Annotated in this window: 25 protein-coding genes; 22 read left to right on the top strand and 3 right to left on the bottom strand. The window is 37.2% G+C overall.

The window, feature by feature from the left end; genetic code table 11:
- Positions 1 to 72 precede the first annotated feature (72 nt).
- Positions 73 to 1218, bottom strand: coding sequence for an IS110 family RNA-guided transposase (locus E8M05_RS06115; protein ID WP_058692283.1), 1146 nt, complete (start codon positions 1216 to 1218; stop codon positions 73 to 75).
- Between the two features lie 261 nt (positions 1219 to 1479).
- Here E8M05_RS06115 and E8M05_RS06110 point away from each other — a divergent pair, with 261 nt between their 5' ends.
- From E8M05_RS06110 to E8M05_RS06060, 12 genes are all read left to right on the top strand, one after another.
- On the top strand, positions 1480 to 2295 hold the full coding sequence (locus E8M05_RS06110) for a VapE domain-containing protein (protein WP_136596427.1): 816 nt from the start codon (positions 1480 to 1482) through the stop codon (positions 2293 to 2295).
- Between the two features lie 137 nt (positions 2296 to 2432).
- Positions 2433 to 2768 carry a hypothetical protein gene (locus E8M05_RS06105; protein ID WP_058692285.1) on the top strand — a complete coding sequence of 112 codons (336 nt, stop codon included), beginning with the start codon at positions 2433 to 2435 and terminating at the stop codon, positions 2766 to 2768.
- A gap of 284 nt (positions 2769 to 3052) precedes the next feature.
- Positions 3053 to 3217 carry a transposon-encoded TnpW family protein gene (locus tag E8M05_RS06100; protein WP_081048584.1) on the top strand — a complete coding sequence of 55 codons (165 nt, stop codon included), beginning with the start codon at positions 3053 to 3055 and terminating at the stop codon, positions 3215 to 3217.
- A gap of 77 nt (positions 3218 to 3294) precedes the next feature.
- Entirely contained in the window at positions 3295 to 3540 is a 246-nt protein-coding gene (locus E8M05_RS11290; RefSeq protein WP_197417965.1) for a hypothetical protein, read from the top strand.
- Complete coding sequence (locus tag E8M05_RS11285; RefSeq protein ID WP_197417966.1) at positions 3533 to 3673, top strand: hypothetical protein; 141 nt, start codon at positions 3533 to 3535, stop codon at positions 3671 to 3673. The genes E8M05_RS11290 and E8M05_RS11285 overlap by 8 nt, the downstream gene beginning before the upstream one ends.
- 100 nt (positions 3674 to 3773) lie before the next feature.
- Complete coding sequence (locus E8M05_RS06090; protein ID WP_048791012.1) at positions 3774 to 4463, top strand: response regulator transcription factor; 690 nt, start codon at positions 3774 to 3776, stop codon at positions 4461 to 4463.
- A gap of 128 nt (positions 4464 to 4591) precedes the next feature.
- Complete coding sequence (locus tag E8M05_RS06085; RefSeq protein WP_211116047.1) at positions 4592 to 5764, top strand: sensor histidine kinase; 1173 nt, start codon at positions 4592 to 4594, stop codon at positions 5762 to 5764.
- A gap of 252 nt (positions 5765 to 6016) precedes the next feature.
- On the top strand, positions 6017 to 6433 hold the full coding sequence (locus E8M05_RS06080; protein ID WP_048791013.1) for a YjdF family protein: 417 nt from the start codon (positions 6017 to 6019) through the stop codon (positions 6431 to 6433).
- Positions 6434 to 6530: 97 nt separating this feature from the next.
- Positions 6531 to 6965, top strand: a complete 435-nt coding sequence (locus E8M05_RS06075; RefSeq protein ID WP_048791014.1) for a GNAT family N-acetyltransferase — start codon at positions 6531 to 6533, stop codon at positions 6963 to 6965.
- 116 nt (positions 6966 to 7081) lie between these two features.
- Positions 7082 to 7807 carry a CPBP family intramembrane glutamic endopeptidase gene (locus tag E8M05_RS06070; RefSeq protein WP_162261894.1) on the top strand — a complete coding sequence of 242 codons (726 nt, stop codon included), beginning with the start codon at positions 7082 to 7084 and terminating at the stop codon, positions 7805 to 7807.
- 254 nt (positions 7808 to 8061) lie between these two features.
- Positions 8062 to 8736 (top strand): ABC transporter ATP-binding protein, encoded by a 675-nt coding sequence (locus tag E8M05_RS06065; RefSeq protein WP_048791016.1) that lies wholly within the window; start codon positions 8062 to 8064, stop codon positions 8734 to 8736.
- The gene (locus E8M05_RS06060) at positions 8733 to 11177 is read left to right on the top strand and encodes an ABC transporter permease (RefSeq protein WP_048791017.1); all 2445 of its coding nucleotides are present in this window, start codon (positions 8733 to 8735) and stop codon (positions 11175 to 11177) included. The genes E8M05_RS06065 and E8M05_RS06060 overlap by 4 nt, the downstream gene beginning before the upstream one ends.
- 159 nt (positions 11178 to 11336) lie before the next feature.
- On the opposite strand, the gene E8M05_RS06055 is transcribed toward E8M05_RS06060, so the two are convergent.
- Entirely contained in the window at positions 11337 to 11573 is a 237-nt protein-coding gene (locus tag E8M05_RS06055) for a DUF6061 family protein (RefSeq protein ID WP_136596426.1), read from the bottom strand.
- A gap of 364 nt (positions 11574 to 11937) precedes the next feature.
- Between E8M05_RS06055 and E8M05_RS06050 the strand changes: the two genes are divergently transcribed.
- The 3 genes from E8M05_RS06050 to E8M05_RS06040 are packed head-to-tail and all read left to right on the top strand — an operon-like array spanning position 11938 to position 12946.
- Positions 11938 to 12333 (top strand): DUF6483 family protein, encoded by a 396-nt coding sequence (locus tag E8M05_RS06050; protein WP_005337294.1) that lies wholly within the window; start codon positions 11938 to 11940, stop codon positions 12331 to 12333.
- A 54-nt stretch (positions 12334 to 12387) separates the two neighbouring features.
- Positions 12388 to 12702, top strand: coding sequence for a DUF3784 domain-containing protein (locus E8M05_RS06045; RefSeq protein WP_048791020.1), 315 nt, complete (start codon positions 12388 to 12390; stop codon positions 12700 to 12702).
- A gap of 46 nt (positions 12703 to 12748) precedes the next feature.
- On the top strand, positions 12749 to 12946 hold the full coding sequence (locus E8M05_RS06040; RefSeq protein WP_048791021.1) for a DUF6019 family protein: 198 nt from the start codon (positions 12749 to 12751) through the stop codon (positions 12944 to 12946).
- Between the two features lie 553 nt (positions 12947 to 13499).
- Here the strand turns inward: E8M05_RS06040 and E8M05_RS06035 are convergent.
- Complete coding sequence (locus E8M05_RS06035; protein ID WP_048791022.1) at positions 13500 to 14048, bottom strand: TetR/AcrR family transcriptional regulator; 549 nt, start codon at positions 14046 to 14048, stop codon at positions 13500 to 13502.
- A 140-nt stretch (positions 14049 to 14188) separates the two neighbouring features.
- On the opposite strand from E8M05_RS06035, the gene E8M05_RS06030 reads away from it, so the two are divergent.
- The 7 genes from E8M05_RS06030 (at position 14189) to E8M05_RS06000 (ending at position 23936) form a co-directional block, all read left to right on the top strand.
- Positions 14189 to 14890 carry an ABC transporter ATP-binding protein gene (locus tag E8M05_RS06030; protein WP_048791023.1) on the top strand — a complete coding sequence of 234 codons (702 nt, stop codon included), beginning with the start codon at positions 14189 to 14191 and terminating at the stop codon, positions 14888 to 14890.
- A 10-nt stretch (positions 14891 to 14900) separates the two neighbouring features.
- Positions 14901 to 17543, top strand: coding sequence for an FtsX-like permease family protein (locus tag E8M05_RS06025; RefSeq protein ID WP_048791024.1), 2643 nt, complete (start codon positions 14901 to 14903; stop codon positions 17541 to 17543).
- A gap of 212 nt (positions 17544 to 17755) precedes the next feature.
- The gene (locus tag E8M05_RS06020; RefSeq protein ID WP_048791025.1) at positions 17756 to 19531 is read left to right on the top strand and encodes an ABC transporter ATP-binding protein/permease; all 1776 of its coding nucleotides are present in this window, start codon (positions 17756 to 17758) and stop codon (positions 19529 to 19531) included.
- The gene (locus E8M05_RS06015; RefSeq protein WP_048791026.1) at positions 19524 to 21188 is read left to right on the top strand and encodes an ABC transporter ATP-binding protein; all 1665 of its coding nucleotides are present in this window, start codon (positions 19524 to 19526) and stop codon (positions 21186 to 21188) included. Before E8M05_RS06020 ends, E8M05_RS06015 begins: the two co-directional genes overlap by 8 nt.
- A gap of 83 nt (positions 21189 to 21271) precedes the next feature.
- Positions 21272 to 21856 carry an MptD family putative ECF transporter S component gene (locus E8M05_RS06010; RefSeq protein ID WP_048791027.1) on the top strand — a complete coding sequence of 195 codons (585 nt, stop codon included), beginning with the start codon at positions 21272 to 21274 and terminating at the stop codon, positions 21854 to 21856.
- Positions 21856 to 22545 carry an energy-coupling factor transporter transmembrane component T gene (locus E8M05_RS06005; protein WP_136596425.1) on the top strand — a complete coding sequence of 230 codons (690 nt, stop codon included), beginning with the start codon at positions 21856 to 21858 and terminating at the stop codon, positions 22543 to 22545. Before E8M05_RS06010 ends, E8M05_RS06005 begins: the two co-directional genes overlap by 1 nt.
- Positions 22545 to 23936 carry an ABC transporter ATP-binding protein gene (locus E8M05_RS06000; RefSeq protein WP_136596424.1) on the top strand — a complete coding sequence of 464 codons (1392 nt, stop codon included), beginning with the start codon at positions 22545 to 22547 and terminating at the stop codon, positions 23934 to 23936. The genes E8M05_RS06005 and E8M05_RS06000 overlap by 1 nt, the downstream gene beginning before the upstream one ends.
- Positions 23937 to 23989 lie beyond the last annotated feature (53 nt).

Below are 23989 nucleotides of genomic sequence, written 5' to 3'. Positions count from 1 at the left end.
GTGTTTTAGGCACGACAAAAAGCTTTTTAAAACAGTAGTTTTAAAAAGTCTTTCATCTATGTTTTTGTTGGTTTATCTTAGTTTATCCTCTTCAGAGGCTTCATTGTTCTGAAGTAGATGAAACAGCACTCGAATGAGTTTCTTAGCCACATGAGAAATAGCGACATTGTAGTGTTTTCCTTGCGCTAACTTGGTTCTAAAATAAACTTTAAACGCAGGCGAGTATCTAGCTACTTTAATGGCAGCTTGTATGAGTGCCCAACGTAGATGTGATGACCCTCGTTTGACCATTTTCCCTCGAGTATCTAACTGTCCAGATTGGTAGATAGCTGGTTCTAATCCTGCAAAAGCTTGGAGTTGAGCTGGGTTATTGAAAGTATTAATATTTCTGATTTCAGATAGAATAACAGAACCTAGACGGTTACTAATCCCTGGTACCGTAGTAATGACCGAATTGAGTTCAGCCATCAGCTCATCAATTTTCTTTTCAGCTTGTTTGATGAGTTTTTCGTAGTGTTGGATATTTTCAATAATCTCAATCAATTCCAATTCACGAGCAAAAGAAGTTGTGCCAATAGAATCTGGAGCTAGTTTGAGAATATCCAATGCATGTTTAGCTGTTAATCGTTTAATCTCAATAAGTTTATTAAAGCCAGCAGTTACCATTTTCTCAGGAGAAGGAAAACATTTGAGCAACTCATAAACATAGTCAGAGTGCTTCGTAACGACCTGATGTAGTTCAGGGAAAATAATATCTAAACACTTGGTATATTGGACTTTCCAATCTGATTGATGTTTCTTTAAACGATTCATGTGACGTGTCATAATTTTAAGTTCTTCTTGCCTGTTGTCATGCATAAATAGGGCACGATTAGGGTCTGAAAGTAACTTAAGAGCTATTGTACGTGCATCTTTCTTATCCGTTTTCGTTTTACGAAGTGAGAGAGATTTTGTAAATTCTTTGATGAGTAAAGGGTTATAGGTGTATATTTGATAATTTTTCTGATGTAAGAATGTTAAGAGATTTAAGGCATAATGTCCGGTATCTTCCATGGCGATAAGACAATTCTGGTTGAGTTGTTTCAAGGTATTATGAAGTAGTTCAAATCCTTGTTTACGGTTTGTAATAGTGATAGGTTTTAGAACAGTTTTTCCTGTATCATCAATAACTGTCACATCGTGTTTGTTCTTAGCGACATCAATGCCAACATAGAGCATAAGAGTACCTCCAGATATTAAGTATTAAGCCTACTTGGTATCCACTTACTTTTTGCCTTGTCACCTTACTGAAGATTAAACATCTAGCATTATCAAACTCATTACCAATGAAAACAAAAAGCTGTGTTTAGAACCTTTCTGAAATCGTCAAAGCGATTGGAGTAATGAACTAATCCACAGTGGCTTTTTCCAAGTATAACACTTGGGCTTTGGCAGTAGCTAACTGCACTAAATATAATATAAGGAGCGGTGAAAGCAACCGTGGATAATTATGTGCTTGTATTGAGAAATGATCCATATATTAGTGAGAGCCTGAAATACAACGAACTGACCGGACGGATTGATATTGTAAAGATTCTCTGGTGGAATGACGAGATCTGTAAGCTGGATGATGATGCAAGGACGTATTACTACTATTACTGTGAACGCTATTACGGTCTTTGCAGTGAAAACTGTATGGATAAAGCATTGAGGATAGAAGCGAAAAACCGGGCATATCATCCAATCTGTGAATATCTGGAAGAACTGAAATGGGACGGGCAGGAGAGGATTCGGTATGTCCTGCAACGGTATATGGGAGCGGATGCTTCAGACTTTGTGTATGAGGTAATGAAGCATTTCCTCATGGAAGCGTTGAGCAGGATCTACCGTCCCGGATGCAAAGCGGATGAAATGCTCTGTCTGGTCGGTCAGCAGGGAGCCGGGAAATCTACTTTTTTCCGATTCCTTGTCTTAAATGATGACTGGTTTTCCGATGACTTGCGAAACCTTGGCGATAATAAAATCTATGAACATCTGCGGGGACACTGGATCATAGAAATGCCGGGGATGGTCGCAACGATCAGTGCAAGAAATAATGAAGAGATCAAATCATTCCTGACCAGACAGAAAGATACTTACCGTGATCCCTATGCAAAATATGCGGAAGACCGGAAGCGTCAGTGTCTCTTCGCCGGATCAGCGAATACAAGGCAGTTCATTCCCTTTGACCGTACCGGGGCAAGACGTTTCCTGCCGATTGCCATAGACAGCAGCAAGGCAGAGAAGCATATCCTAGATGATGAGAAAGAAGCCTGAGCCTATTTTGACCAGCTGTGGGCAGAAGCCATGGTATCTACTGGACAACGGAAAATAAAAACAGTCTGTTGAGGTTCTCAAAAGAAATGGAACAGGAAATCAATGAATACCGGAAACAGTTCACACAGGAAGATACCATGGCAGGAACGATTCAGGGGTGGCTGGATGCCTACAAGGGAACCCATGTATGTTCAGTGCAGATCTGGAAGGAAGCCTTTGACCGTTTTGACCGGGAACCGAAGAAATTTGAGACCAATGAGATCTGTTCAATCATGGATACCCAGATCACAGGCTGGAAGAGAGCCGGAGTCCACAGATTTGAAAAAGAAGGTTATGGCAGACAACGGAGCTGGATTCGGGAAGGAAAGGAGGATGAGAGTGTCAACGAACCGGATAAAGACGGATTTACGAAGCTGACAAAGGCAGAGCAGTTAGAACTTCCATTTGACCTGACCGACAGAGAGAAATGCTGATTTTAGCACCGGAAAGCTGTCGATTTTCCCGAAAATGGATCGCTTGTTGACATTCTTGTTGACAGCTGAAATCCTTATATTTACTGGTGATTTTGATATTTTACCAGTTGTCAACAAAGATATTCAAAAAACTCTTGGGATGTATTTGGAAGACAAGAAAAAACATTCTATAAGAAGTTTGAACCCTCATGTTGACATTTATGTTGACAGTTTACAGATAAACTTCCGGCAGAGACAATACGAACCTCTCTCTGTCGGGCATAGAAGAAAGGAATTTGATGATTATGGAAAAAATGATGAATACAGAGACACAGGGACACACTTTTACAAAGAAGATCGGACAGACAGTGTATGTTGTCCGCTATCATTTCAATGAAGATGCGAAAGAAACCATGCAGGAGAAGAACAACCGGATGCTGGTGATGGAAGCAAGCAGAATGGAAGTATAATGAAAAATAGATAGATGTAATTGTAGGAGAAGTATGATATTATGTGAGTAACAAATCGTAATTTAGGAGTGATATAAATGATTAAAGATTTAATGTATATTGAACTAAAAACAGGATATTCTGATGATGGTCCAGCATGGATTGGATATGTGAAAACTTCAAAAGCCAAGAAAACCATTTACTTTAATGACCATGCTTTTCAAAAATATAATGGTGGTTATTCTAACTATGTAGATATTGAAAACGGCGATGAATATTGGATTTCTGGCTTGAAAAAGAGAGAGCAATCGTCATTGGGACGGTCATGGGAAAATTATGATTGATCGCAGAGCTATTAATGAATATCTTACTCTGATTGGAGAGAAAGAATTACCCCTAAATTTGTTTGAAATAATTGACATTGAAGACAGATTTCCAGGTGAAAGAGTAAATAATCTTTTGAACGACAAAGAATAAAATTTCAGTTGTCTTAATTGGATAAATCGGAATTGACAGAGGTAATGAACTAGGTCTTAACGAAGAGGAGAAATAGTTAACAAAGAGAGGTGCATATGCTATGCCAGGTATACTCGTGGTTGAAGATGATGAAAATTTAAATCGTGGAATTACATTCTCACTGAAAAAATCCGGATATGAGGTTTTTTCAGCAGAATCAATGAAAAAAGCGAAAAGAATTGCAAGTGATAATAATGTGGATGTTACCATTTGTGATGTGAATCTTCCGGATGGAAATGGACTGGAATTTGTAAGGTGGATGAGATGCAATTATAATACATACATTATTTGTCTTACAGCACTAGATCAGGAGATGGATCAGGTCATGGGATATGAAGCAGGGGCAGATGATTATATTACAAAGCCGTTTAGTCTTTCGGTACTTCTTTTGAAAATAGAAGCACATTTCCGCCGCAGACAGGAGAAAAAGGAAGCCGGAAAGATGATTTCGGGAGATATCATATTTATCGCAGGAGAAATGAAAGTCTTGATAAAGAGTCGTGAAATCAGTCTGACAAAAACGGAGTTGAAAATGCTGACTTTTTTTCTTCAGAATCCGAAACAGGTTCTTTCAAAAACACAAATATTGGAAAATGTGTTTGATCTGGAAGGGGATTTTGTGGATGAAAATACAATCGCTGTCAATATCAGAAGACTCCGTGAGAAAATCGAAGACAATCCGGCTGCACCGGTCTATATAAAGAATATCAGAGGTCTTGGGTATATATGGAATCAGGAGGTAAGGCAGTGACAAAGAGATATCGCAAGAAGATTACAGTAGTGCTCTCCTTGGTATTGCCTGTCATATTATTGTTTGCAATATTAAATTGCTTTACCACGTATGTGTTTTATGAAGATTATAAATATAAAATGAATCTTATGACAGAAATTGCAGCAAAGGAAAAATTTTCCGGGCTGGATGCTGTTTCGGAATTGCTTAAGGATAAGGATATTGAAACCAACGAACAGGGAAGGCGATTATTGGAGCAATATGGATACTGGGGAGATAAAGGGAATGTGTTTTATTCGCAATTCCGGCATCAGGTTATGGTGACCGGTGCTGTAAGCACTGTGATATGCGTGCTTCTTTTGATTATTTTATTTTATTGGAAGAAGACAGAAGATGCGTGTCATCAGAAAATTTTAGACCAGTTAGAAGAAATTCTGATCAGATTCCGTGAAAATAAAGTTGATGATTTACTGAAAACGGAAAATCACGCTGAACTGGAAAAATTGAATGACCAGCTTGAAGCAATCGGACATCATATTCAGTTGCTAAAGGAAGAAGCACGGGCAGAAAAGGAGAACACGAAAGAAATGGTTTCTGATATTTCTCACCAGTTAAAGACACCGGTTGCAGCTTTGGATACATGTTTTAGTGTGCTGATGCAGAATGACTTAAGTGCCACAGAACAGGAGGAGTTTCGTATCCGTTGTCGGAGTGCTCTGGATGGACTGGAGACATTATTGCAGTCGCTTCTTGAAATATCCAAGATGGAAACTGGACTGATTCAGATTAATAAGAAAAAACTTCCGCTTATGGATACTGTCATATCTGCTGTAAACCGTATTTATCCCAAAGCGGATGAGAAAGAAATAGAATTCGTTTTTGACTATGAAAAAGAGCTGGAAACATGCACGATTATGCAGGATAAAAGGTGGCTTGGTGAAGCTGTGATCAACGTTCTGGATAATGCAATCAAGTACGGTCCGTGTGGTTCAAAAATATTTATCCGGTTACAAAAAAGAAACGATCTTGTAAGAATGGAAATTGAGGATCAGGGAATTGGTATTCCGCAGAATGAGTATCACAAAATTTTTCAACGATTTTACCGAGGAAGTTCCAGGGAGGTCATGGAAAAGAGTGGTACAGGAATCGGACTTTTTCTATCGAGAGAAATTATCGAAAAACACGCAGGTACGATTACGGTAACCTCTGGCAAAAAGAAAAAAGGAAGCACGTTTGTGATTCAATTACCATATGCAGAGAGCAGAAACGATGACTGTAAATATGCAGAACTTGCAACGCAGGAGGACTTCGACAGGTTCTGATTGAGAATACAGTCGTTTTCTGTTATACTTATCAGCAGAAAAGGGCTGAGTATTCTCAGCTACAAATCGGAATTGACCGAATAAGTTAATCGTGCCATATGGCTTGATTATAAATACAAAGATAAAAACGCAATGTACATTAAAAATGTACTAGAGCTGGTAGGTAGCCCAGCCGTCCTATGCAAATAGGGTAAGTAACTTGCCCCTCCGGGTTGTCCATTCTTTGTTCAATTCATTTTAGGAGGGATTCTTATGGACAAAGCAAGTGGAAAACTGACGGTATATTTTGAAGAACCATTTTGGGTAGGTGTATTTGAACGTATTGAAGATGGTAAACTATCTGTGGCAAAGGTAACATTTGGTGCAGAACCAAAGGATTACGAAGTGCAGGAATATATTCCAAAATACTATTTTAGTTTGAAATTCAGTCCGGCTGTTGAAACTGTTGTAAAGGATATAAAAAGAAATCCAAAGCGTATGCAACGAGAAGCAAAAAAGCAGACGATGGAAACAGGCATCGGCACAAAATCGCAGCAGGCATTAAAATTACAACAGGAACAGAACAATCAGGAGCGTAAAGAGAGAAGCCGCAAGAAAAAAGAGGCTGAAGAACAGCAAATGTTTGAGTTGAAACAGCAAAAGAAAAGAGAAAAGCATAAGGGACATTAAAGGTCCTTGGGCTTTTGCACAATTCGATATTTAACGGAGGAATCATTATGTGTGGAATGACAACTGATTTATGAATAAAAATAAATCGTAGGTTTATATGAATTATTCAATAAGAGAATTAAAACGAGATGAAAATAAGATATTAGATACTTTTTTATACGAGGCAATTTTTATTCCTGAAGGTGTTCCAGCACCGTCCAAAGATATCATTAACAAACCAGATTTGCAGGTATATATAGAGGACTTTGGTGGGAACAAGGGAGACTTATGTTTGGTTGCTCAAGTTGCGGATGAGATTGTTGGTGCTGTATGGGTTCGGATTATGAATGATTACGGTCATATAGATAATGGAACACCGTCTTTTGCAATTTCACTTCTTAAAGGGTATAGAAACTATGGTATCGGAACAGAATTAATGAAACAGATGCTAATGAAATTAAAACTAGAAGGATATAAACAAGCATCATTAGCTGTTCAAAAGATGAATTATGCTGTCCGTATGTATAGGAAGGTAGGATTTGTAATGGTATAATGATATCGTTTTTATATGCAGTGAAACTTTCTTGGTATTTTGTTTTGTGTGTTAGCTTAATAATAAATACTTTTGAGAAAGTAATCAACTGCCTTTTTAATAAAAGAACAAAAACTGTGTTGTGGCGTTGGCAGGCTATCGCACAGCGATTTTGTTTACTTAGAATTTTATGGAGAAACGCTTTTATGAAAAGTATAAATAAAATATGGAAACGAATTGCAGTTATTTTATTTTTTTACTTAATTAATTTCGGGTTATGGGAATTAATTGCACCTATCATATCAGATGAATGGGCTTCCTTTATGGTATATGTAATACTTTTTTTAATTGTAATCGCGTTGTTTCACAGAGAATTGAAAGAAGAGTGGGATTTTATCCGCAATACTAAATTAACAGATAAAAAGTATTATATAGGTTTAATTATAACTTTGATAATAGAATTGGTTTTAACATTGGTTATGCTTTGGATAGCTCAAAATGTGTGGGTAGAGATATTGCCTGCTAATAATGAAAATGTAAAAAATCAAATGGCCTCTGTTCCTGTTATATTAAGTGTAATACAAGGGTGCGTTTTGGCTCCTGTAATTGAAGAAATGACCTTCCGATATGGAATAATAGGAAAAACAAAATCTAAATATGTATTATTCGTTACAACAGTTATTTCGATTGTTCTTTTCGATTGTATTCATATAGTTTCGATACCTGAGTTTTTTTATTATATTGTGCCATCGGTTATCTTAACACTGTTTTATGTTAGACATAGAAATGTATTTGCATCAATAATGCTTCATTCTTTAATTAATATTGTGGGCTATTTAGCATTACTTATTGACGTATTATAGAAATATTTTGTTTACTTTCAGGTTCTAAAATATGACGACAATCCAACTTGTAGTTTTGATTGACTAATGTTGGTTAAATTTTAAGTGAGCAGAAATCTTACAATTCTGTAAGATTTCTGCTCGTTTTTTGAAAGTGAAATGAAAGATTGTCCTGATACAATTTGGACGTAGGTTAAAAAATGACCAAATATATAAACAGGCAAAGAAAGTGCGCTGAAAAGGTACGCTTTACAGAATTGAAAAGGAGGCAACACATGAGTGTGATATTAGAAACCAGGCAGCTTTGTAAGTTTTATGGTGCAGGTGAGAATCAGGTCAAAGCGGTAAATCAGGTGGACATTCAGATTGAGCAGGGAGAATTTGTCGCAATTGTTGGAAAGTCAGGTTCCGGTAAAAGTACATTACTTCATATGCTTGGAGGGCTTGATACCCCGACAAAAGGCAGAGTTACTTTAGCGGGGAAAGATTTATACAGGATGAAGGAAGATGCCCTTGCTGTTTTCCGCAGAAGAAAAATCGGATTTGTTTTTCAGGCATTTAATCTGGTTTCAGCTGTTAATGTCTGGGAAAATATTGTACTGCCACTGGGGCTGGATGGAAGAAAAGTGGATGAAGCGTATGTAAATGATATTATTGCAACTCTGGGGATTGAAAACCGGATTTATAATCTGCCAAATCAGTTATCCGGAGGACAGCAGCAGAGAGTAGCAATTGCAAGAGCACTGGTGAATCGTCCGGAGATTATATTTGCGGATGAGCCGACAGGAAATCTTGATTCCAAGACCAGTGATGAGGTAATCGCCCTGCTTAAGATGACAGCAAAAAAATATGGACAGACAATTGTAATGATTACCCATGATGACGAAATTGCACAGGTCGCTGACCGTATTCTGGTGATTGAGGACGGACAGGTGGTGGATTTCAGATGAAGACAATAAGCAGGATTGCATATAGCAATGACAAAAAGAACAAGACAAGAAGTATACTGATCATGATGTCCATATGTCTGACTACGATGCTGCTTGTGATTATCAGTACTGTGGGAAATGGGGTAATTCATTTACAGAAAAGTCAGGCGGCAGGATCATATGGAAGCAATTATGGTCTGTTTGTTTCCGCAGACGGATCGCAGTTAAAAGAAGTAAACCGCCGTGCGGAAATAGATGCTACAGGCACTATGTGTACCGAAGGTATCATAAAAGGCAATGAAAAAGGCGGGTTTGTCTGCATGGATGAGACTGCAAGAAAAATGCTTCCTTATAATAAAGAATATGAGTTGAAGGAAGGAAAGTATCCGGAAAAAATGCAGGAAATTGCCGCAGGAAGAGCATTTTTTCGTGCAATGGGGTATGGTGATGTAAAGATTGGAGATACGGTTACACTGGATTACCGCGCAGGGATGCAGTCAGAATATAAGCCGGAAGAATTTGTTGTCAGCGGAATCCTATATGATCGGGATGAGTATACCATCGAGGCATCTTATGTTGCTTTCGGGTCACAGGCGTTTTATGATGAGCACGTCGCAGAGAATGACAGACAGTATAATATTTATTTTACTTTAAATGATTCTGCAAATGTATCTATGAATAATATTGAACCGGTTATAAAGCAGATTGCAGCAGCTTGTGGGATCGAAGAAAAAAACGTTATAGTCAATGATCTCTATTTGCAATGGGTCTTGCAGCCGAGTTATGAAACGATTGCGGTATGCGGGGGTTTGATTCTTGCAATTGTACTTTTCTCTGTTGTGGTCATTTATAATATTTTTCAGGTCGGTATTGCCAACAAGATACAGGAGTATGGAAAAATCAAGGCTTTGGGAGCAACAAAAAAGCAGATGAAACAACTGATCTTCAGAGAGGGCATTTTTTTGACAATTTTTTCAATACCGGTTGGATTGCTTCTGGGCTTTCTGATTGCAAAATGCGGTTTTAACTGGCTGGTAGAACAGGGGAATCTTGTATCAACTGGAACTGACTCTATGGGAGTCCAAAATCAGCAGGTGTCACTGTTTTCCCTGCCTGTTATGCTTCTATGTATTTTCGTATCATTTCTTACCGTTGCTTTGGCACTGCGTAAACCAATGAAAATTGTTTCACGGATTTCACCTATCGAAGCAACACGGTATTTAGAAAATGCAGAAAAACACAAAAAAGGAAAACGAAATGGCAGAAAAAATGTCACCGTGTTTTCTATGGCAATGGCAAATGTAATGGGTAACCAAAAAAGAACCATTGCTACCATCCTCACACTGGGGCTTTCCTGCGCATTGTTTGTGATTATTTCTAATTATGTGGGAAATATTGACACGGAGCATGAAGCACGTCTTTCCGTTAATCATGGACAATTTGAACTGCAGCTTGACTATTCTGCTGAGTATGATGAAAGATATCCGGAGAATAATCTGGATACGATTCTGACGGATGATCCATTGAATGATTCGCTGATTGAAGAAATCAAAAGCATTCCGGGAGTGACAGATGTCATGACGAGAGAGATTGTCTCTGTAAATCTGAACGGAACAAGATTTCCGGCTGCTGTTGTGAGTAAAAAGGATTTTGATTTTATGCGCCAGGACGGGGATATTGGCTCTATGGACTATGATCAGGCGGTAAAGAATGGTGAAATTTTCTTTGGTTGGTCGATGTGGATGGAACAAGATGGATATGCTCCGGGTGAATCCATTGCATTTGACTTTGAGAATGGAAGTGGAACCTATACCTATCAGGGAAAGATTGCAGGATCCTTTGTAAGTGCGGACACTTACCTTGTCATTCCGGAAGGCGTATACCGTTCCATGAATCCGAGAGGAACAGCCTATGGCTATCTGTGGGTGGACTGTGACAAAAAAGATGTGGCATCTGTGGAGCAAAATCTGAATACATTGATTTCTAATACTTCGCATATAAAAATGGATACTTATCATGCGCAGTTACAATCTGCAGAATTCTCAGCTCGCATGATGAAGCTTGGCTGTTATCTGTTTATGGCGGTTGTAGGATTCATCGGTTTTATGAATATGGCAAACACCATGATCATGAATATTACGACAAAAAAGCAGGAATATGGTGTATTACAGGCTGTGGGTATGACAAATAAACAATTAAATTTATGCCTGCAGTTACAGGGACTGATTTTTACGGTTGGCACCATATGTGTAGCACTTGTCGTTGGTCTGCCACTTGGCTACGTGCTCTTTGCCTATGCAAAGCATAATGGGATATTTGGAATGAATGTCTATCATGTTCCAATGACACCAATTCTTGCTATGATTTTGCTGGTCAGCCTTTTGCAGATTGTGCTTTCCTGCGTTTTAAGCAGTAATCTGAAAAAGGAAACGCTGGTAGAAAGAATAAGGTATCAGGGATAGCAAGTATTGCTGGGATATCCTCAGTATCATAACAGGAATTAAAAGCACTTGGCTTCAAAAAGTTTTGTACTTTTGACAAAATGCAACCGATTTTTCATCAATTATAATAAATTTGATTAAGCAGCCTGTGTGTAATGAAGCATACAGGCTGCTTGCATTTTATAACTCTAATGAATCTTCTGCATCTACCCACATCTGTAAATTGCCCTCAAGATATAATCTCGCATATTCAAATGGTTCATCGACTGCAAGTGAAGTCAATGCACAGTCTGATCCGGGTGTGGTTTTTAAATCCTTTTCGGCTTCCCAGCAGTCAATGCGAAGCATATAGCCAACATTTGTATAAATGTCAATGCTGTTTCGTTGTGGATTGTATTCTGCAAATATTGTTCTCATCGTATCCCATCTCCTTATCATTTAATCAATCATTAGTAGCAAAAATTAAGAAGCATTTCAATCAGTCCACCATGTCACTTTTATTTTATGTTATACTGTTTTATATAATTTTTTTGGTCTCCGCTGCCGCTTCGGTCGGCACAGAGCAGATGTCCGCCGGACATCTTGTGCCCTTGTATTTGCCCTTATCAGAGTTCATAAACACTGATGGGACGATATAACACAAGGGAAAAAATAAGGGAAAGCTCACCTGCGACAAATCCAGTGTTTTCAAGGGTTTTCGGAGAATTTAATGACAAAATATAACAGTTATTAAATCTCTTAAAACAGGTGAAATCTCAATCGGAAGTTATGGAGATGAAAAATGTATTTCACAGACGAAAAAGACTATATTATGCGAATGATAAAAGAAATGGTAAGAGTATTATTTTCTTTAATGTTTGGGAAAAAGTATGTTTCTGTTGAACTTGAAAAAGAAAATAAATATGAAGTATCAGGGAAAAATTTGAAAGATTTTCTTGATATGATTGATTCTGGGAAAATTAACGAAGCAGAGAATATACTTTTAGACAGCATTGATTATACAGACAGAAATGAGGTAATGGCAGCAGCTCTTTTCTACCAATACCTTAGTGAGAAGGATAGTGAGTTTTTGAAAAATAATAATTATACAAAAGAAGAAGTGATGTCTGGTTTTAAGCAATTACTTATGCAGTCAGGATATACTGATTTGCTATGTTTGGTCAAAGCTGAAGAGTAATGTAGAAAATTCAAAGAGATAAGAGTGATTGGCTGAAAGGAGAAATTGTATTATATGTTCTATATTGTTTTTGACTTTATGATGGTAGTGATTATGTTTTTGTTTGGAATGTGGTTTTATAAATCAGAAGGAAAAGCTGCTAAATTCTTGTCGGGTTATAATATGAAATCAGCGGATGAACGAAAGAAATACGATGAGAATGATATATGTAAGGCATATGGAAAAAGAATGATGTTTATGTCAGTTCCTTTTATTATTGGAATAATCATAGATATCCAATATCAAGGAATAGGCTGTTGGATCGCATGGGGGATATGGTTTATTATGTTTGTTTTGTTGCTTATTGATAGACATAAAAGAGAACGTTAAATTCCAATTTTTGAAACTGAGAAATCTGAATTTGGAGGATTGAATTATGTGGAATGAATTAGGCATAAGCGGAGGAACCGCAATTGTTATTTTGATAGCATTATATTTTATCATCAAGTGGGCTGTGAAGAATGGTGCGAAAGAAGCATATAAGGATATTACTGGAAAGAAACCTGTTGAAGATATAAAAAATGAAAAAGAGCTAGAAGAACTGGTGAATGATTCACAAGACGCAAAAATTTAATATGAAATCTGAAAGTGGAGCGTATAGAGAAATCTATACGTTCTATTTTTTTGCCCATTTTTGAAAAAAGTGATTAAAAAACTATTGACATTTTGTTACTGGAGGAGCCGATAGTATTTAGAAAACGAGAAACGGTCAAAAGGTGGTAAATTTTATTTTTTAAAAATAATCTCATGATTTTGTCTCCTTAATTGATTTGAAACATTATAATATGATTATCTTTTAAGGAAACAAAATGTTGAATATATTCAAATAGCTATGATTATAGTAAAGATGAATAGTTCTTAAATTTAACCATTAACAGCTAAGACAAATATAAAAAAAACAGTCCAGTGGACTGTTTCAGAGCGTAGACAAACCCTCTCAGAAGTATAAATATTGTAAATTTAGAGTGTGTCTATCGATTTGAATAAACTCTTAGAAATGCTGATATAATGGTGTTCATAAGGATTTTTATTTTTTAAGAAAAAGAAAAAAGATTGAAGAAAAATATCCAAAATGGACTTTTTCTTCAATCTGACTCACTTAAATAACTAAGTGAGTTTTCATGTTTTCAAATCATTTTTTCTAGTGCGGCGACTTTTAGGATAATGTCTGTGATTTCTTCGGTACTTTCTTCGCCACCCTTGGCTACCCAGAGCGAAATGATGCTTTCAATGCTTGACAAATATACCTCCAAGGCATACTGGTAGGGAATATCGTAGTAGGCAGTGATTGTTTCCTTGAATTCAGGAACAGTCAGAAGAAATTCATAGACAAAGTCCTTGATTGTTTTTGGAAAATCAACATAAGCTGATTTTGAAATGGCATAGATAAATTCAAAATTTTCTTTAACATAGGTTAATGTTCTAAAAAGAACTACACGTGTGTCGGTATAAATGCTTTCGTCACTTAAAATATGAAATAAATCATCCAGAGTATCATTTTTGAATTGGTCTGCCATATCGTATTTATCAACATAGTGCAGGTAAAATGTTCCGCGGTTTATTCCCGCGGTTCGTGTCAAATCAGACACTGTGACCTCTTCAAAATTCTTCTCCAACAGCAATTTCGCAAGGGCTTGCTTGAGGTAATTTTCAGTTTCAGTATGACGTTTTTTCATAATGAGTAAAATCCTTTTATTAATTTCTTAAATGAACAGAATGTCTATTTTTGTCCTTGTTTAATCTTCGTGCAAATTATATAATAAACCTCGAAATAAATCAACATGTTGTTCAAATAAGACTTTGAAGAGGAGACTATATGGCTTACATTGAAATGAAGCATTCTTATAAACGTTATCAAACTGGTGATACAGAGATTATTGCTAATAATGATATTAATTTTGCGATTGAAAAAGGTGAATTAGTTATTATTTTAGGGGCGTCTGGTGCAGGAAAATCAACTGTCCTTAATATCTTGGGTGGCATGGACAATAACGACGAGGGACAAGTGATTATTGATGGTGTTGATATTGCTAATTATAGTCAAAAGGAGTTGACAACCTATCGTCGAAATGATGTTGGTTTTGTTTTTCAATTTTACAATTTAGTTCCAAATTTAACCGCCAAAGAAAATGTTGAATTGGCTTCGGAAATCGTTGAAGATGCTAGAGATGCTGAGCAAACCTTGATTGATGTCGGACTAGGAAAACGTCTGAATAATTTTCCTGCGCAGCTGTCTGGTGGTGAACAACAACGTGTTTCCATTGCGCGTGCAGTCGCTAAAAATCCTAAATTATTGCTGTGTGATGAGCCGACTGGAGCGCTCGATTATCAAACAGGAAAGCAAGTGTTGAAGATTTTACAAGATATGTCTCATCAAAAAGGCTCAACGGTTATTATCGTGACACACAATTCTGCCCTTGCGCCAATTGCTGACCGTGTCATCCATATGCACGATGCCAAGGTGAGCAGTATTGAGCTAAATGAACACCCACAAGATATTGAAACGTTAGAATATTGAGGTGGAGAAGATGGCGAAAAAGACTTATTGGAAAGATATCCGAAAATCATTTGGCAGTTCAAAGGGACGTTTTTTATCCATTATGCTTTTGATGATGTTGGGTGCGTTTGCCTTCGTTGGTTTAAAAGTAACTGGACCTGACATGCAGGCAACTGCTAGCCAATATTTGAAAAAACATAATACAATGGACTTGTCTGTCATTGCAAGTTACGGCTTTAGTGATGTTGACAAAGAAGAACTAGATAGTATTAAAAATGCCGATGTTGAATATGGTTATCTGACAGATGTTACCGTTAAGAATACCGATGATGCTATTCGTGTATTTTCAAAAAGCACAAGCATTTCTACCTACGAACTTGTATCAGGAAGGTTTCCAAAATCATCTGATGAAATTGCGCTTGCTTCAACGATGAAAGATGATTATAAAGTCGGCAATATGATTAGCTTTATGCAATCAGATGAGGATGGAATTTTAAAAAATACCACCTATAAAGTCGTTGGTTTTGTGAATTCATCTGAAATTTTGTCAAAGACAAGCTTGGGTTCTTCGACGGCTGGTGACGGTTTTTTGTCAAATTATGCTGTCGTTACAGAATCGGCTTTTGACACAGATACTTACACGATTGCTCGCATTCGTTACGACAATTTAAAAACGTTAAATCCATTTTCAGAAAGTTACAAGCAAAAAGTTGCAGATAAGCAAGATGAATTAGATGATTTACTCTCTGATAATGCTGAGCAACGTTTGGCAAGTCTAAAATCAGATGCACAAGCAGAAGTAGATGCTAATCAGGAAAAGGTTGATAGCGCTAAAGCGCAATTGGCTGCGCAGGAGTCGGCTCTTGCTAGTTTGTCTGCTGAACAACAAGCTGCCGCACAAAGTTCAATTGACCAAGCACAAGCTGAAATTACAGAGAGCGAAAGCGAAATTCAAGAAGCGCAAGCTAAAATTGATGCCATGACAGAGCCGACTTATACGTCATACACACGATCGACATTACCAGGGGGAGAAGGTTATCAGACTTATGAATCTAGTACGTCAAGTATTAGCAGCATTGGGAATATCTTTCCTGTCGTGCTTTATGTCGTCGCTGCACTGGTGACATTTACCACAATGACCCGTTTTGTTGATGAAGAGCGTACCAATTCTGGAATTCTCAAGGCGCTTGGTTACAGGAATTCTGACGTTATTAAGAAATTTGTTATTTATGGTTTCGTTGCCAGCATGATTGGAACTGTTCTTGGAATAGTTGCTGGGCACTATTTGTTATCACGTATTATCGCACAGATTGTAACCAGTGATACAACACTTGGTGAGACTCATCTTTATTTCTATTGGAACTACACAGCGATTGCCTTAGTCTTAGCCTTGATTAGTGCGGTTTTACCTGCCTTTCTCATTGCCAAAAATGAACTGAGTGAAAAACCAGCACAGCTGTTGCTACCTAAGCCACCTGTCAAAGGTTCTAAAATTTTCTTGGAACGTATTGGAGTTATCTGGCGTAGTTTATCATTCACGCATAAAGTTACTGTGCGCAATATCTTCCGTTACAAGCAACGAATGTTGATGACGATTTTTGGGGTTGCTGGGTCAGTCGCTCTGCTTTTTGCAGGACTTGGTATTCGCTCATCCTTAGGAAATGTTATCGAAAATCAGTTCACTAATTTAATGCCGTATGACATGATTGTCGTTAAAAACGATGATAACAGCAGTAGTGAAAATCAAGAAGTCAAAGATTTCATGGATTCAAATAAAGTATCGCAATACCAAAGTATCTATTTTACGACTTTATCAGAAACGATTTCAGGTTTAAGCGATAAACAGACCGTATCAATTATGGTCAGCAGCGGTGATGATTTTGGTGATTTTATTCATTTGAAAGATGCTTCGAGTGGCGATAGTCTGACCTTAGCTGATGATGGTATTATCATATCAGAAAAATTAGCTTCGCTTTATCATGTGGAGGCTGGCGACAGCTTTATATTGAAAGACAGTGATGGTAAAAAGCATACCGTGAAAGTCGCTGCAGTAGCTGAAATGAATGTCGGGCATTATCTCTTTATGTCACATAAAGTTTATCAAAAGATTTTCGGAGAAATACCTGATGATAATGCTTACTTGGTAACGTTGAAAAATGATTCTAGCAGTAATATTGAAAAGCTCTCAACGAAATTACTTGCCATGTCTGGTGTTTCAGCTGTCAGCCAAAATTCATCGCTAGTTAAAACGGTTAAATCTGTCGTTGCTTCTTTAAATGGTGCCATGACAATCTTAATCGTGGTTTCTATCTTGCTTGCAGTGGTTATTCTCTATAATTTGACGAATATCAATGTTGCAGAGCGGATTCGTGAACTTTCAACTATTAAGGTTCTTGGTTTCTATGACAAAGAAGTGACAATGTACATTTATCGTGAAACAATCAGCCTATCCTTAATTGGTATCATTGTCGGCTTAATTGGCGGGAAATACCTTCACCAAGTGATTATGGGAATGATTGGTTCGGATAATATTATGTTTGGCACAACTGTTGGCTGGGATGTTTACGCTATACCAATTGCTGTTATTGTTATCATTCTATTAGCATTAGGTTGGCTCGTTAACCATATCCTAAAAACAGTTGATATGCTAGAAGCGTTGAAATCAGTAGATTAGTACTAAACAGGCTTTTGCCTGTTTTTTCTTTGCAAAATTTGTGAATAATTTATTAATTCTAAAGCGTTTTTATGGTATAATGGCGAACATATGGTTAAAAATCATATGATGATGAGCTGAGGACTTTTTAAGATTGGGCGACAAACGTCAGATAAATGGTCCTCCTAATTTCTTAATGTCCGAGTGGCTCTGTTTATCAGAAAGGAGCTGTTATGGCTGAGAATCAACAAAAGCGTATATCGCGCGAACGGCGGAAGAGGTTGCTTCGTCGCTTGAAGTCAGAAGTCGGTCCGCATAAACGCGATCTTTATATCACGGCAGTCTTGTCGTGGATACAATTTTTAATGCGTATTCTCTCATTTTTCCTGATTGGGAAAAGTGTAGAGCACTTATATAAAGGTGAGGAAATCTCACTCATTACCCTTATTTGCCAGCTATTGATACTAAGCGCTATCGGTTTTGCCGTATCCTTGCTAGCTAAAAATTATCAAGGAACAGCTTCACAATATGCTCGTAATCATTTAAAAGGAGCTTTTTTTGAAGCGTTTCAAAATCATGGCGGTGAATTTGACGACAAGGACTTTTCTGTTGCTGATATCATGAATGTGGCATCGCAAGGGATTGACACCTTAGACACTTATTTCAACCACTACTTAACAATTTCGTTAAGAGCTTACTTTAACTGTGCAACGGTTCTATTATTAGTTGCGTTTATCTATCCTATTGGTGGTTTGATTTTTCTAGTCAGCCTACCGTTTATTCCTGTGTCTATTATTTTGATGCAAAAGCGTTCTAAAAAGATTATGAACCATTATTGGGCGACTTATATGGACGTTGGTAATCTTTTTATGGATGATTTAAAGGGAATGAATACTCTTTACACCTATGATGCTGACGAACGCTATGAAAAGACATTTGTTGAAAAAGCGGAAGAATTTCGTCAATCAACCATGGAATTGTTGAAATTTCAATTGCAATCTGTTGGTTATATGGACGGTGTCATGTACATTGGTGTCGGGGTTTCAGGATTTGCAGCAGCAGTTTCACTATCACATGGTCATCTTTCATTGTTTAGTTTGATTTTCTTTGTTCTCATTGCAACCGAATTTTTTGCACCAATTCGTGAAATGGGCTATGGTATGCACTTGGTAATGATGAATACTAAAATGGCTGACCGCATTTACACTTTTTTAGATAGCGCAGCGGTAGATGATTCTCAAGAAAACAAAGCATCGCTACCAACTGATATTAAAGAAATTCGTTTTGATAATGTCAGCTTTTCGTATGACAATACTAAGATTTTATCGAACTTGTCATTTACAATTCCTAAAGGGAAAATTTTTGCTGTCGCTGGTGAAAGTGGTCGTGGGAAAACGACTATTGCGAAACTTCTTCAAAAACAATTATCGGTATCAGAAGGAAAGATTTTCTTTGGTCAACAAGATTTAGCGGATGTTAGTTTGGATGCTGTCAAAGAAAGTGTGGTGTATGTATCGCCAGAATCATATCTATTTAATGGAACAATCTATGAGAATCTTGCTCTAGCGATAGATATGTCTCAGGCGCAGTTGCTGACTTGGTTGAATCAACGTCACCTCATGACTTTCTTACAAGATTTACCAGAAGGATTGCAAACCGTGGTCGGAGAAAATGGAAATCTTTTGTCACCAGGTCAACGCCAACAAATTATTTGTGCCCGTGCTCTCCTTGCTAAACGCCCTATCTATATTTTTGATGAAATGACATCAAGTATTGATAGTGAAAACGAGCAATTGCTTTATGACTACATTAAATTAACTGCTCAGAATGCCATTGTTTTGGTTATCTCACATAAAATGAAGCAAGTTTTACAAGCAGAGCAAGTTCTTTTTATTGATAGCAAGCGCACCATTTCATTTGGGCGACCAGAAGCATTATTAACAACTAATGCGGAATTTAAAAAACTCGTGTCAACTCAAGAAGAATTGGAGGCGATTTTACATGGCTAGTAAAGAATTATCAATAAAAACACTTGTTAAACGTCTTGCAAATTTGGTCAAAGGCTTATGGCTACAATATGTTTTAGCAGTTGGCGGAGCTGTTTTGGGATTTTTGATGACCATTCTTATTCCAAGTTTAGTCATTCGTCTAGCTTGGCAAGCTTTAGAAGGTCAGACACCGCACTTTTCTTTTGTGGTTATCTTGTTTGCCTTGGGGCTCATGCGGGGGATTTTACGCTACATTGAGCACTTTTTTGGGCATTATGTCGCCTTTAAAACACTTTACGATTTTAGATGCATGGTTTTTGCAAAACTACGTCGTTTAGCACCAACAAAATTGGAACAACAAGATAGCGGAAACATGCTAAAAATGATTGGTGAAGACATTGAAGCAATGGAAGTTTTCTTTGCTCACACCCTTCCACCAGTAATGACAGCCAGTCTAGTAACGATTATTTTAGCGGTTTATTACTGGTCAGTTTCACCTGTGATTGCTGTGATTAGTTTATTGGTTTATGCGATTTTAGCGATTTTCCTACCACGAGCACAAACACGACAGTTACAACCATTATTGCAGAAGCAGTCACAAACACGCAAAGCTTATATGTCTCATTTTTCGGACAGTTTGCATGGCATGAAAGAATTGCTGCAGTTTGGGCAAATTAAATCAGACTTGGAACACTTAAATAAAGAAAGCGAATTGGTTAATGCGCGTGAAAAAGAGGTGGCACAAGCACAGCACCTGCAAGCAAGTCTATCATTTCTAGTAATTGGATTAGCTATCATGCTAGTAGCAGTTTTGGCTATCTCACAAGCAAACCAAGGAGAAATTTCTCTTGTTTCTGCAACAACAATTATTGTTGTCTTTTCAACGTCATTTGCGCCATATTTGGAATTGAGTCGCCTGCCACTTGGCTTTAAACGGGCGATGACAGCAGCTCGTCAAGTTTTTGAATTATTAGATGAGAAAGAATTTGATAAATCAGGTCAAACCTTTGATGAAACAATAGATAGTATTGTCTTGGAAGATGCTTCATTTGCGTATGAGAATCGTAATCAAAGCATTTTTAATCACCTGTCAGTTGCCTTTGAAAATCATAAAATCATTGGTTTAGTTGGACAATCTGGTTCTGGTAAATCCACTCTGATGAAGCTTGTCATGAGATGGTATGATAATACTAAAGGACAAATTTTAGTGAATCATAAGCCACTTTCAACTCTGGCAGCACGTGATATTCAAAATCGTATTGCCTATATTCCACAAATTCCTCAAGTATTCAGCCAAAGTATTCGTGAGAATTTGACGCTTGGCAATCCAGATATTACAGATGACATGATTTTAGAAACGGCAGCAAAATGTCGCATTAAAGACAAGATTTTGTCAACTGAGAATGGGTTAGATACGCTCTTAAACAGCGAGCAAACGCTATTTTCAGCAGGTGAATTACAACGCTTAGAGTTGACACGAGCTTTACTAAAAGATGCTGATTGTTACATTTTTGATGAACCAACAAGTAACCTCGATTCACTTAACGAGGCAGCATTTTTACAAGTTGTTCGTGAACATTGTAAAGGCTATGTTTTTCTTATTTCTCATCGTTTGAGTACAGTAGCAGCTAGCGATGTTATTTACAAAGTTGAAAATGAAACCTTGACCCAGATATAGCATATGAATATATGTTGGTATTTTAATACTAAATTTAAAAATTCTGTCTTAAAACGAGACAGCTTATATAGATTGGAGTTATTTTGAAAACTAAAGATATTATTACAACAGGAATTTATACAGCACTTTATTTTGTTTTTTTATGTTTAGGAACATTATTATCTGTTCTATTGGCGTATAGTGCAAATATGAAATATGCGCCAGCTTTCATTGCTTTGTTGGCAGGAACAGTTTATATGCTCTTAATTGCTAAAACAAAGAAATTTGGTTGTTTAATACTAATGTCAGCTGTTATTTCCGTTTTCTTCTTTATGTCAGGACATTTCGCTTTTTCATTTCTTCCAAATTTAATTAGCGGTATTTTAGCGGATATCATTGCAAAATTTGGTAAATATGAAAATAAACTTTACAATTTGATTTCTTATATTGTCTTTTCATTCGGAAATTTAGGTCCTGTCATTATGATGTGGGTTGTTCGAGACGCTTATATTGAACATTTGGTTGCGATTGGAAAAGACACGAGTTACATCAATGAAGTAATGGTTAATTCTGATTTTTCAAACGTTGCTTGGCTTTCTTTAACTATCATTATCGGTGGTTTACTTGGCGGTTTATTCGGACAATATATGCTGAAAAAACACTTTAATAAAGCTGGTATGGTAGAGTAATGAATGCAGTTACTATTGATGTTCGTACTAAAATAATCTTACTTTTTTTTACCAATATTTTACTGTTGCTTCATATTTCTGATGGCTATGAATGCCTTTTAATGATTGGCTTAGGGCTATTGTTTTTTCTGGAAGGTGACCGAAAAAGAGCGCTATATTATGTCATTCCGTTCCTAGCATTGATTGTTTTAGAAGATTATCTATTATCACCAGAGTATGTGACGTCTTATATTGCTTTGTTTCTAGTTGGTGGGCGTAGATTTTTACCTTGTTTTATGATTGGTGGTAGTATTTTAAAAGGTTCGGTGCATGAATTCATCGTCACTATGCGTACATGGCACATGCCAGAAGGACTTTTAATCGCTATTGCCGTCATGATGCGCTTTTTACCAATGATAAAAGAGCATTACCGAATGATTTGTGATAGCCTAAAAATCAGAGGAATTTTTACGAGTCGTTGGATGATTATTCGTCATCCACTGATGTTTTTTGAATATATTTTAGTGCCTTTGCTGATGAATGCTACTCGTATCGCACAAGATTTGACAATCGCTAGTATGACAAAAGGTGTTGCTAGTCAAAACAGAAAAACGTCCTACATGACTTATAGATTTGGCTTAGTTGATTATGCTGCCTATGGCTTTATGGTTATTTTTGTATTAGCTCTCATAATGGGGGTGACATTGTGATGATTTCCGTTAAAAATCTTAAATTCACTTATTTGAATAGTAAGAAATTAAGTCTGAAAATCGATTCTCTCCAAGTTGCTAAGGGAGAATGTTTGGTGCTCTGTGGAAAAAGTGGTAGTGGTAAGACAACCTTTGCAAGATTATTGAATGGTTTAGTACCAGAATACTATCAAGGTAAATTAGAAGGTGACATTCAAGTTGTTGGCATGCAACCAGGGCAAAATTCTGTCGAAGAAATGTCACAAAAAATCGCCTCTGTATTTCAAAATCCTGCCACACAGTTTTTCCATCGCAAAGTTGAACACGAGCTAGTTTTTCCTTGTGAAAACCAAGGGATTGCTCAAGCTGACATCCAAAACCGTCTAAAGCAAACAATCGAGTTATTTAATCTTGAACAGTTGTTGAATTATGATTTACTAAACGCTTCAGGTGGGGAGCAACAGCGTGTTGCCATTGCGACAGCTAACATGCAAAATCCTCAACTTTTGATACTAGATGAGCCTAGTGCCAATTTAGACCAAACAAGCGTTGAAAGGTTAAAATCACATCTTAAGGATTTAAAATCACTCGGAGTGACGATTGTGATAGCTGAGCACCGTCTAGATTTCTTAAAAGATTTAGGTGATATCTATCTGTACTTTGAAAATGGTGAGGTGACTCATACTTGGTCACGTAAGGAGTGGCTAGCCCTAAGCGAAGATAACCGACATAAGCTTGGTTTACGCAGTGGCGAAAACCTTTCTTTTGCTAGTCAAACATTACCAGAAGTGCCTGCTCAAAATGACCTTCGGGTACACGAGCTTACGCTGACAGCAGGGAAAAAATCTTTGGGGGCTATAAGTCATTTAGCTTTTCCAGCTGGGAAAATAATAGCTATTCTTGGGCAAAATGGTTTTGGAAAATCGAGTTTTGCAAAGCTTCTTTCTGGTTTAAATAAATCAAATGGTATTATTTCTCTTGCGGGACGTCCCCTTTCAGAAAAAGAACGCCTTAAAGAGACAGCCTACGTTATGCAAGAAATCTCCCTTCAACTCTTTTCAGATAGTGTTAAAAAAGAGTTGCTTCTTGGCAATCATCAGAAAAAGGATTATCAAAAAATTGCTGATAATTTAGGTTTGCAAGACTTATTACAACGTCATCCGCTATCTTTATCAGGCGGTGAACAACAACGTGTTCTTATTGGAAATGCTTTGCTATCGGATAAGAAAATTTTCATCTTTGATGAGCCAACAAGCGGTCTTGATTACGAGCACATGTTAGCTGTTGGGAAACTTTTGCAGGAGTTAAAAGCAGCAGGAAAAATCGTTCTTGTTATCACACACGATAAAGAATTAGTCACGACTGTTTGTGACTATCAACTAGATTTTGCAAAATATATTTCGAATGAATAAGATAGTGGCAAATAAAGTCACTAATAGAGACTTGGGGGCAATGGTTTTGTAGC

Origin of the sequence: Streptococcus pasteurianus (genome assembly GCF_004843545.1) — a bacterium.
GTDB lineage: Bacteria > Bacillota > Bacilli > Lactobacillales > Streptococcaceae > Streptococcus > Streptococcus pasteurianus.
Note: the sequence above shows the minus strand (reverse complement) of the source record. Positions and strands in the feature narration are given on the sequence as shown.

What these genes read in the sequence shown, in the direction of transcription:
- E8M05_RS06105 (WP_058692285.1), top strand. Translation starts at nt 2,433, where the DNA reads ATGGCAGGAACGATTCAGGGGTGGCTGGATGCCTACAAGGGAACCCAT.
- E8M05_RS06025 (WP_048791024.1), top strand. Translation starts at nt 14,901, where the DNA reads ATGGCGAAAAAGACTTATTGGAAAGATATCCGAAAATCATTTGGCAGT.
- E8M05_RS06065 (WP_048791016.1), top strand. Translation starts at nt 8,062, where the DNA reads ATGAGTGTGATATTAGAAACCAGGCAGCTTTGTAAGTTTTATGGTGCA.
- E8M05_RS06005 (WP_136596425.1), top strand. Translation starts at nt 21,856, where the DNA reads ATGAATGCAGTTACTATTGATGTTCGTACTAAAATAATCTTACTTTTT.
- E8M05_RS06000 (WP_136596424.1), top strand. Translation starts at nt 22,545, where the DNA reads ATGATTTCCGTTAAAAATCTTAAATTCACTTATTTGAATAGTAAGAAA.
- E8M05_RS06100 (WP_081048584.1), top strand. Translation starts at nt 3,053, where the DNA reads ATGGAAAAAATGATGAATACAGAGACACAGGGACACACTTTTACAAAG.
- E8M05_RS06015 (WP_048791026.1), top strand. Translation starts at nt 19,524, where the DNA reads ATGGCTAGTAAAGAATTATCAATAAAAACACTTGTTAAACGTCTTGCA.
- E8M05_RS06090 (WP_048791012.1), top strand. Translation starts at nt 3,774, where the DNA reads ATGCCAGGTATACTCGTGGTTGAAGATGATGAAAATTTAAATCGTGGA.
- E8M05_RS06080 (WP_048791013.1), top strand. Translation starts at nt 6,017, where the DNA reads ATGGACAAAGCAAGTGGAAAACTGACGGTATATTTTGAAGAACCATTT.
- E8M05_RS06085 (WP_211116047.1), top strand. Translation starts at nt 4,592, where the DNA reads ATGACAGAAATTGCAGCAAAGGAAAAATTTTCCGGGCTGGATGCTGTT.
- E8M05_RS11285 (WP_197417966.1), top strand. Translation starts at nt 3,533, where the DNA reads ATGATTGATCGCAGAGCTATTAATGAATATCTTACTCTGATTGGAGAG.
- E8M05_RS06020 (WP_048791025.1), top strand. Translation starts at nt 17,756, where the DNA reads ATGGCTGAGAATCAACAAAAGCGTATATCGCGCGAACGGCGGAAGAGG.
- E8M05_RS06040 (WP_048791021.1), top strand. Translation starts at nt 12,749, where the DNA reads ATGTGGAATGAATTAGGCATAAGCGGAGGAACCGCAATTGTTATTTTG.
- E8M05_RS06045 (WP_048791020.1), top strand. Translation starts at nt 12,388, where the DNA reads ATGTTCTATATTGTTTTTGACTTTATGATGGTAGTGATTATGTTTTTG.
- E8M05_RS06075 (WP_048791014.1), top strand. Translation starts at nt 6,531, where the DNA reads ATGAATTATTCAATAAGAGAATTAAAACGAGATGAAAATAAGATATTA.
- E8M05_RS06060 (WP_048791017.1), top strand. Translation starts at nt 8,733, where the DNA reads ATGAAGACAATAAGCAGGATTGCATATAGCAATGACAAAAAGAACAAG.
- E8M05_RS06115 (WP_058692283.1), bottom strand. Translation starts at nt 1,218, where the DNA reads ATGCTCTATGTTGGCATTGATGTCGCTAAGAACAAACACGATGTGACA.
- E8M05_RS06055 (WP_136596426.1), bottom strand. Translation starts at nt 11,573, where the DNA reads ATGAGAACAATATTTGCAGAATACAATCCACAACGAAACAGCATTGAC.
- E8M05_RS06035 (WP_048791022.1), bottom strand. Translation starts at nt 14,048, where the DNA reads ATGAAAAAACGTCATACTGAAACTGAAAATTACCTCAAGCAAGCCCTT.
- E8M05_RS06050 (WP_005337294.1), top strand. Translation starts at nt 11,938, where the DNA reads ATGTATTTCACAGACGAAAAAGACTATATTATGCGAATGATAAAAGAA.
- E8M05_RS11290 (WP_197417965.1), top strand. Translation starts at nt 3,295, where the DNA reads ATGATTAAAGATTTAATGTATATTGAACTAAAAACAGGATATTCTGAT.
- E8M05_RS06030 (WP_048791023.1), top strand. Translation starts at nt 14,189, where the DNA reads ATGGCTTACATTGAAATGAAGCATTCTTATAAACGTTATCAAACTGGT.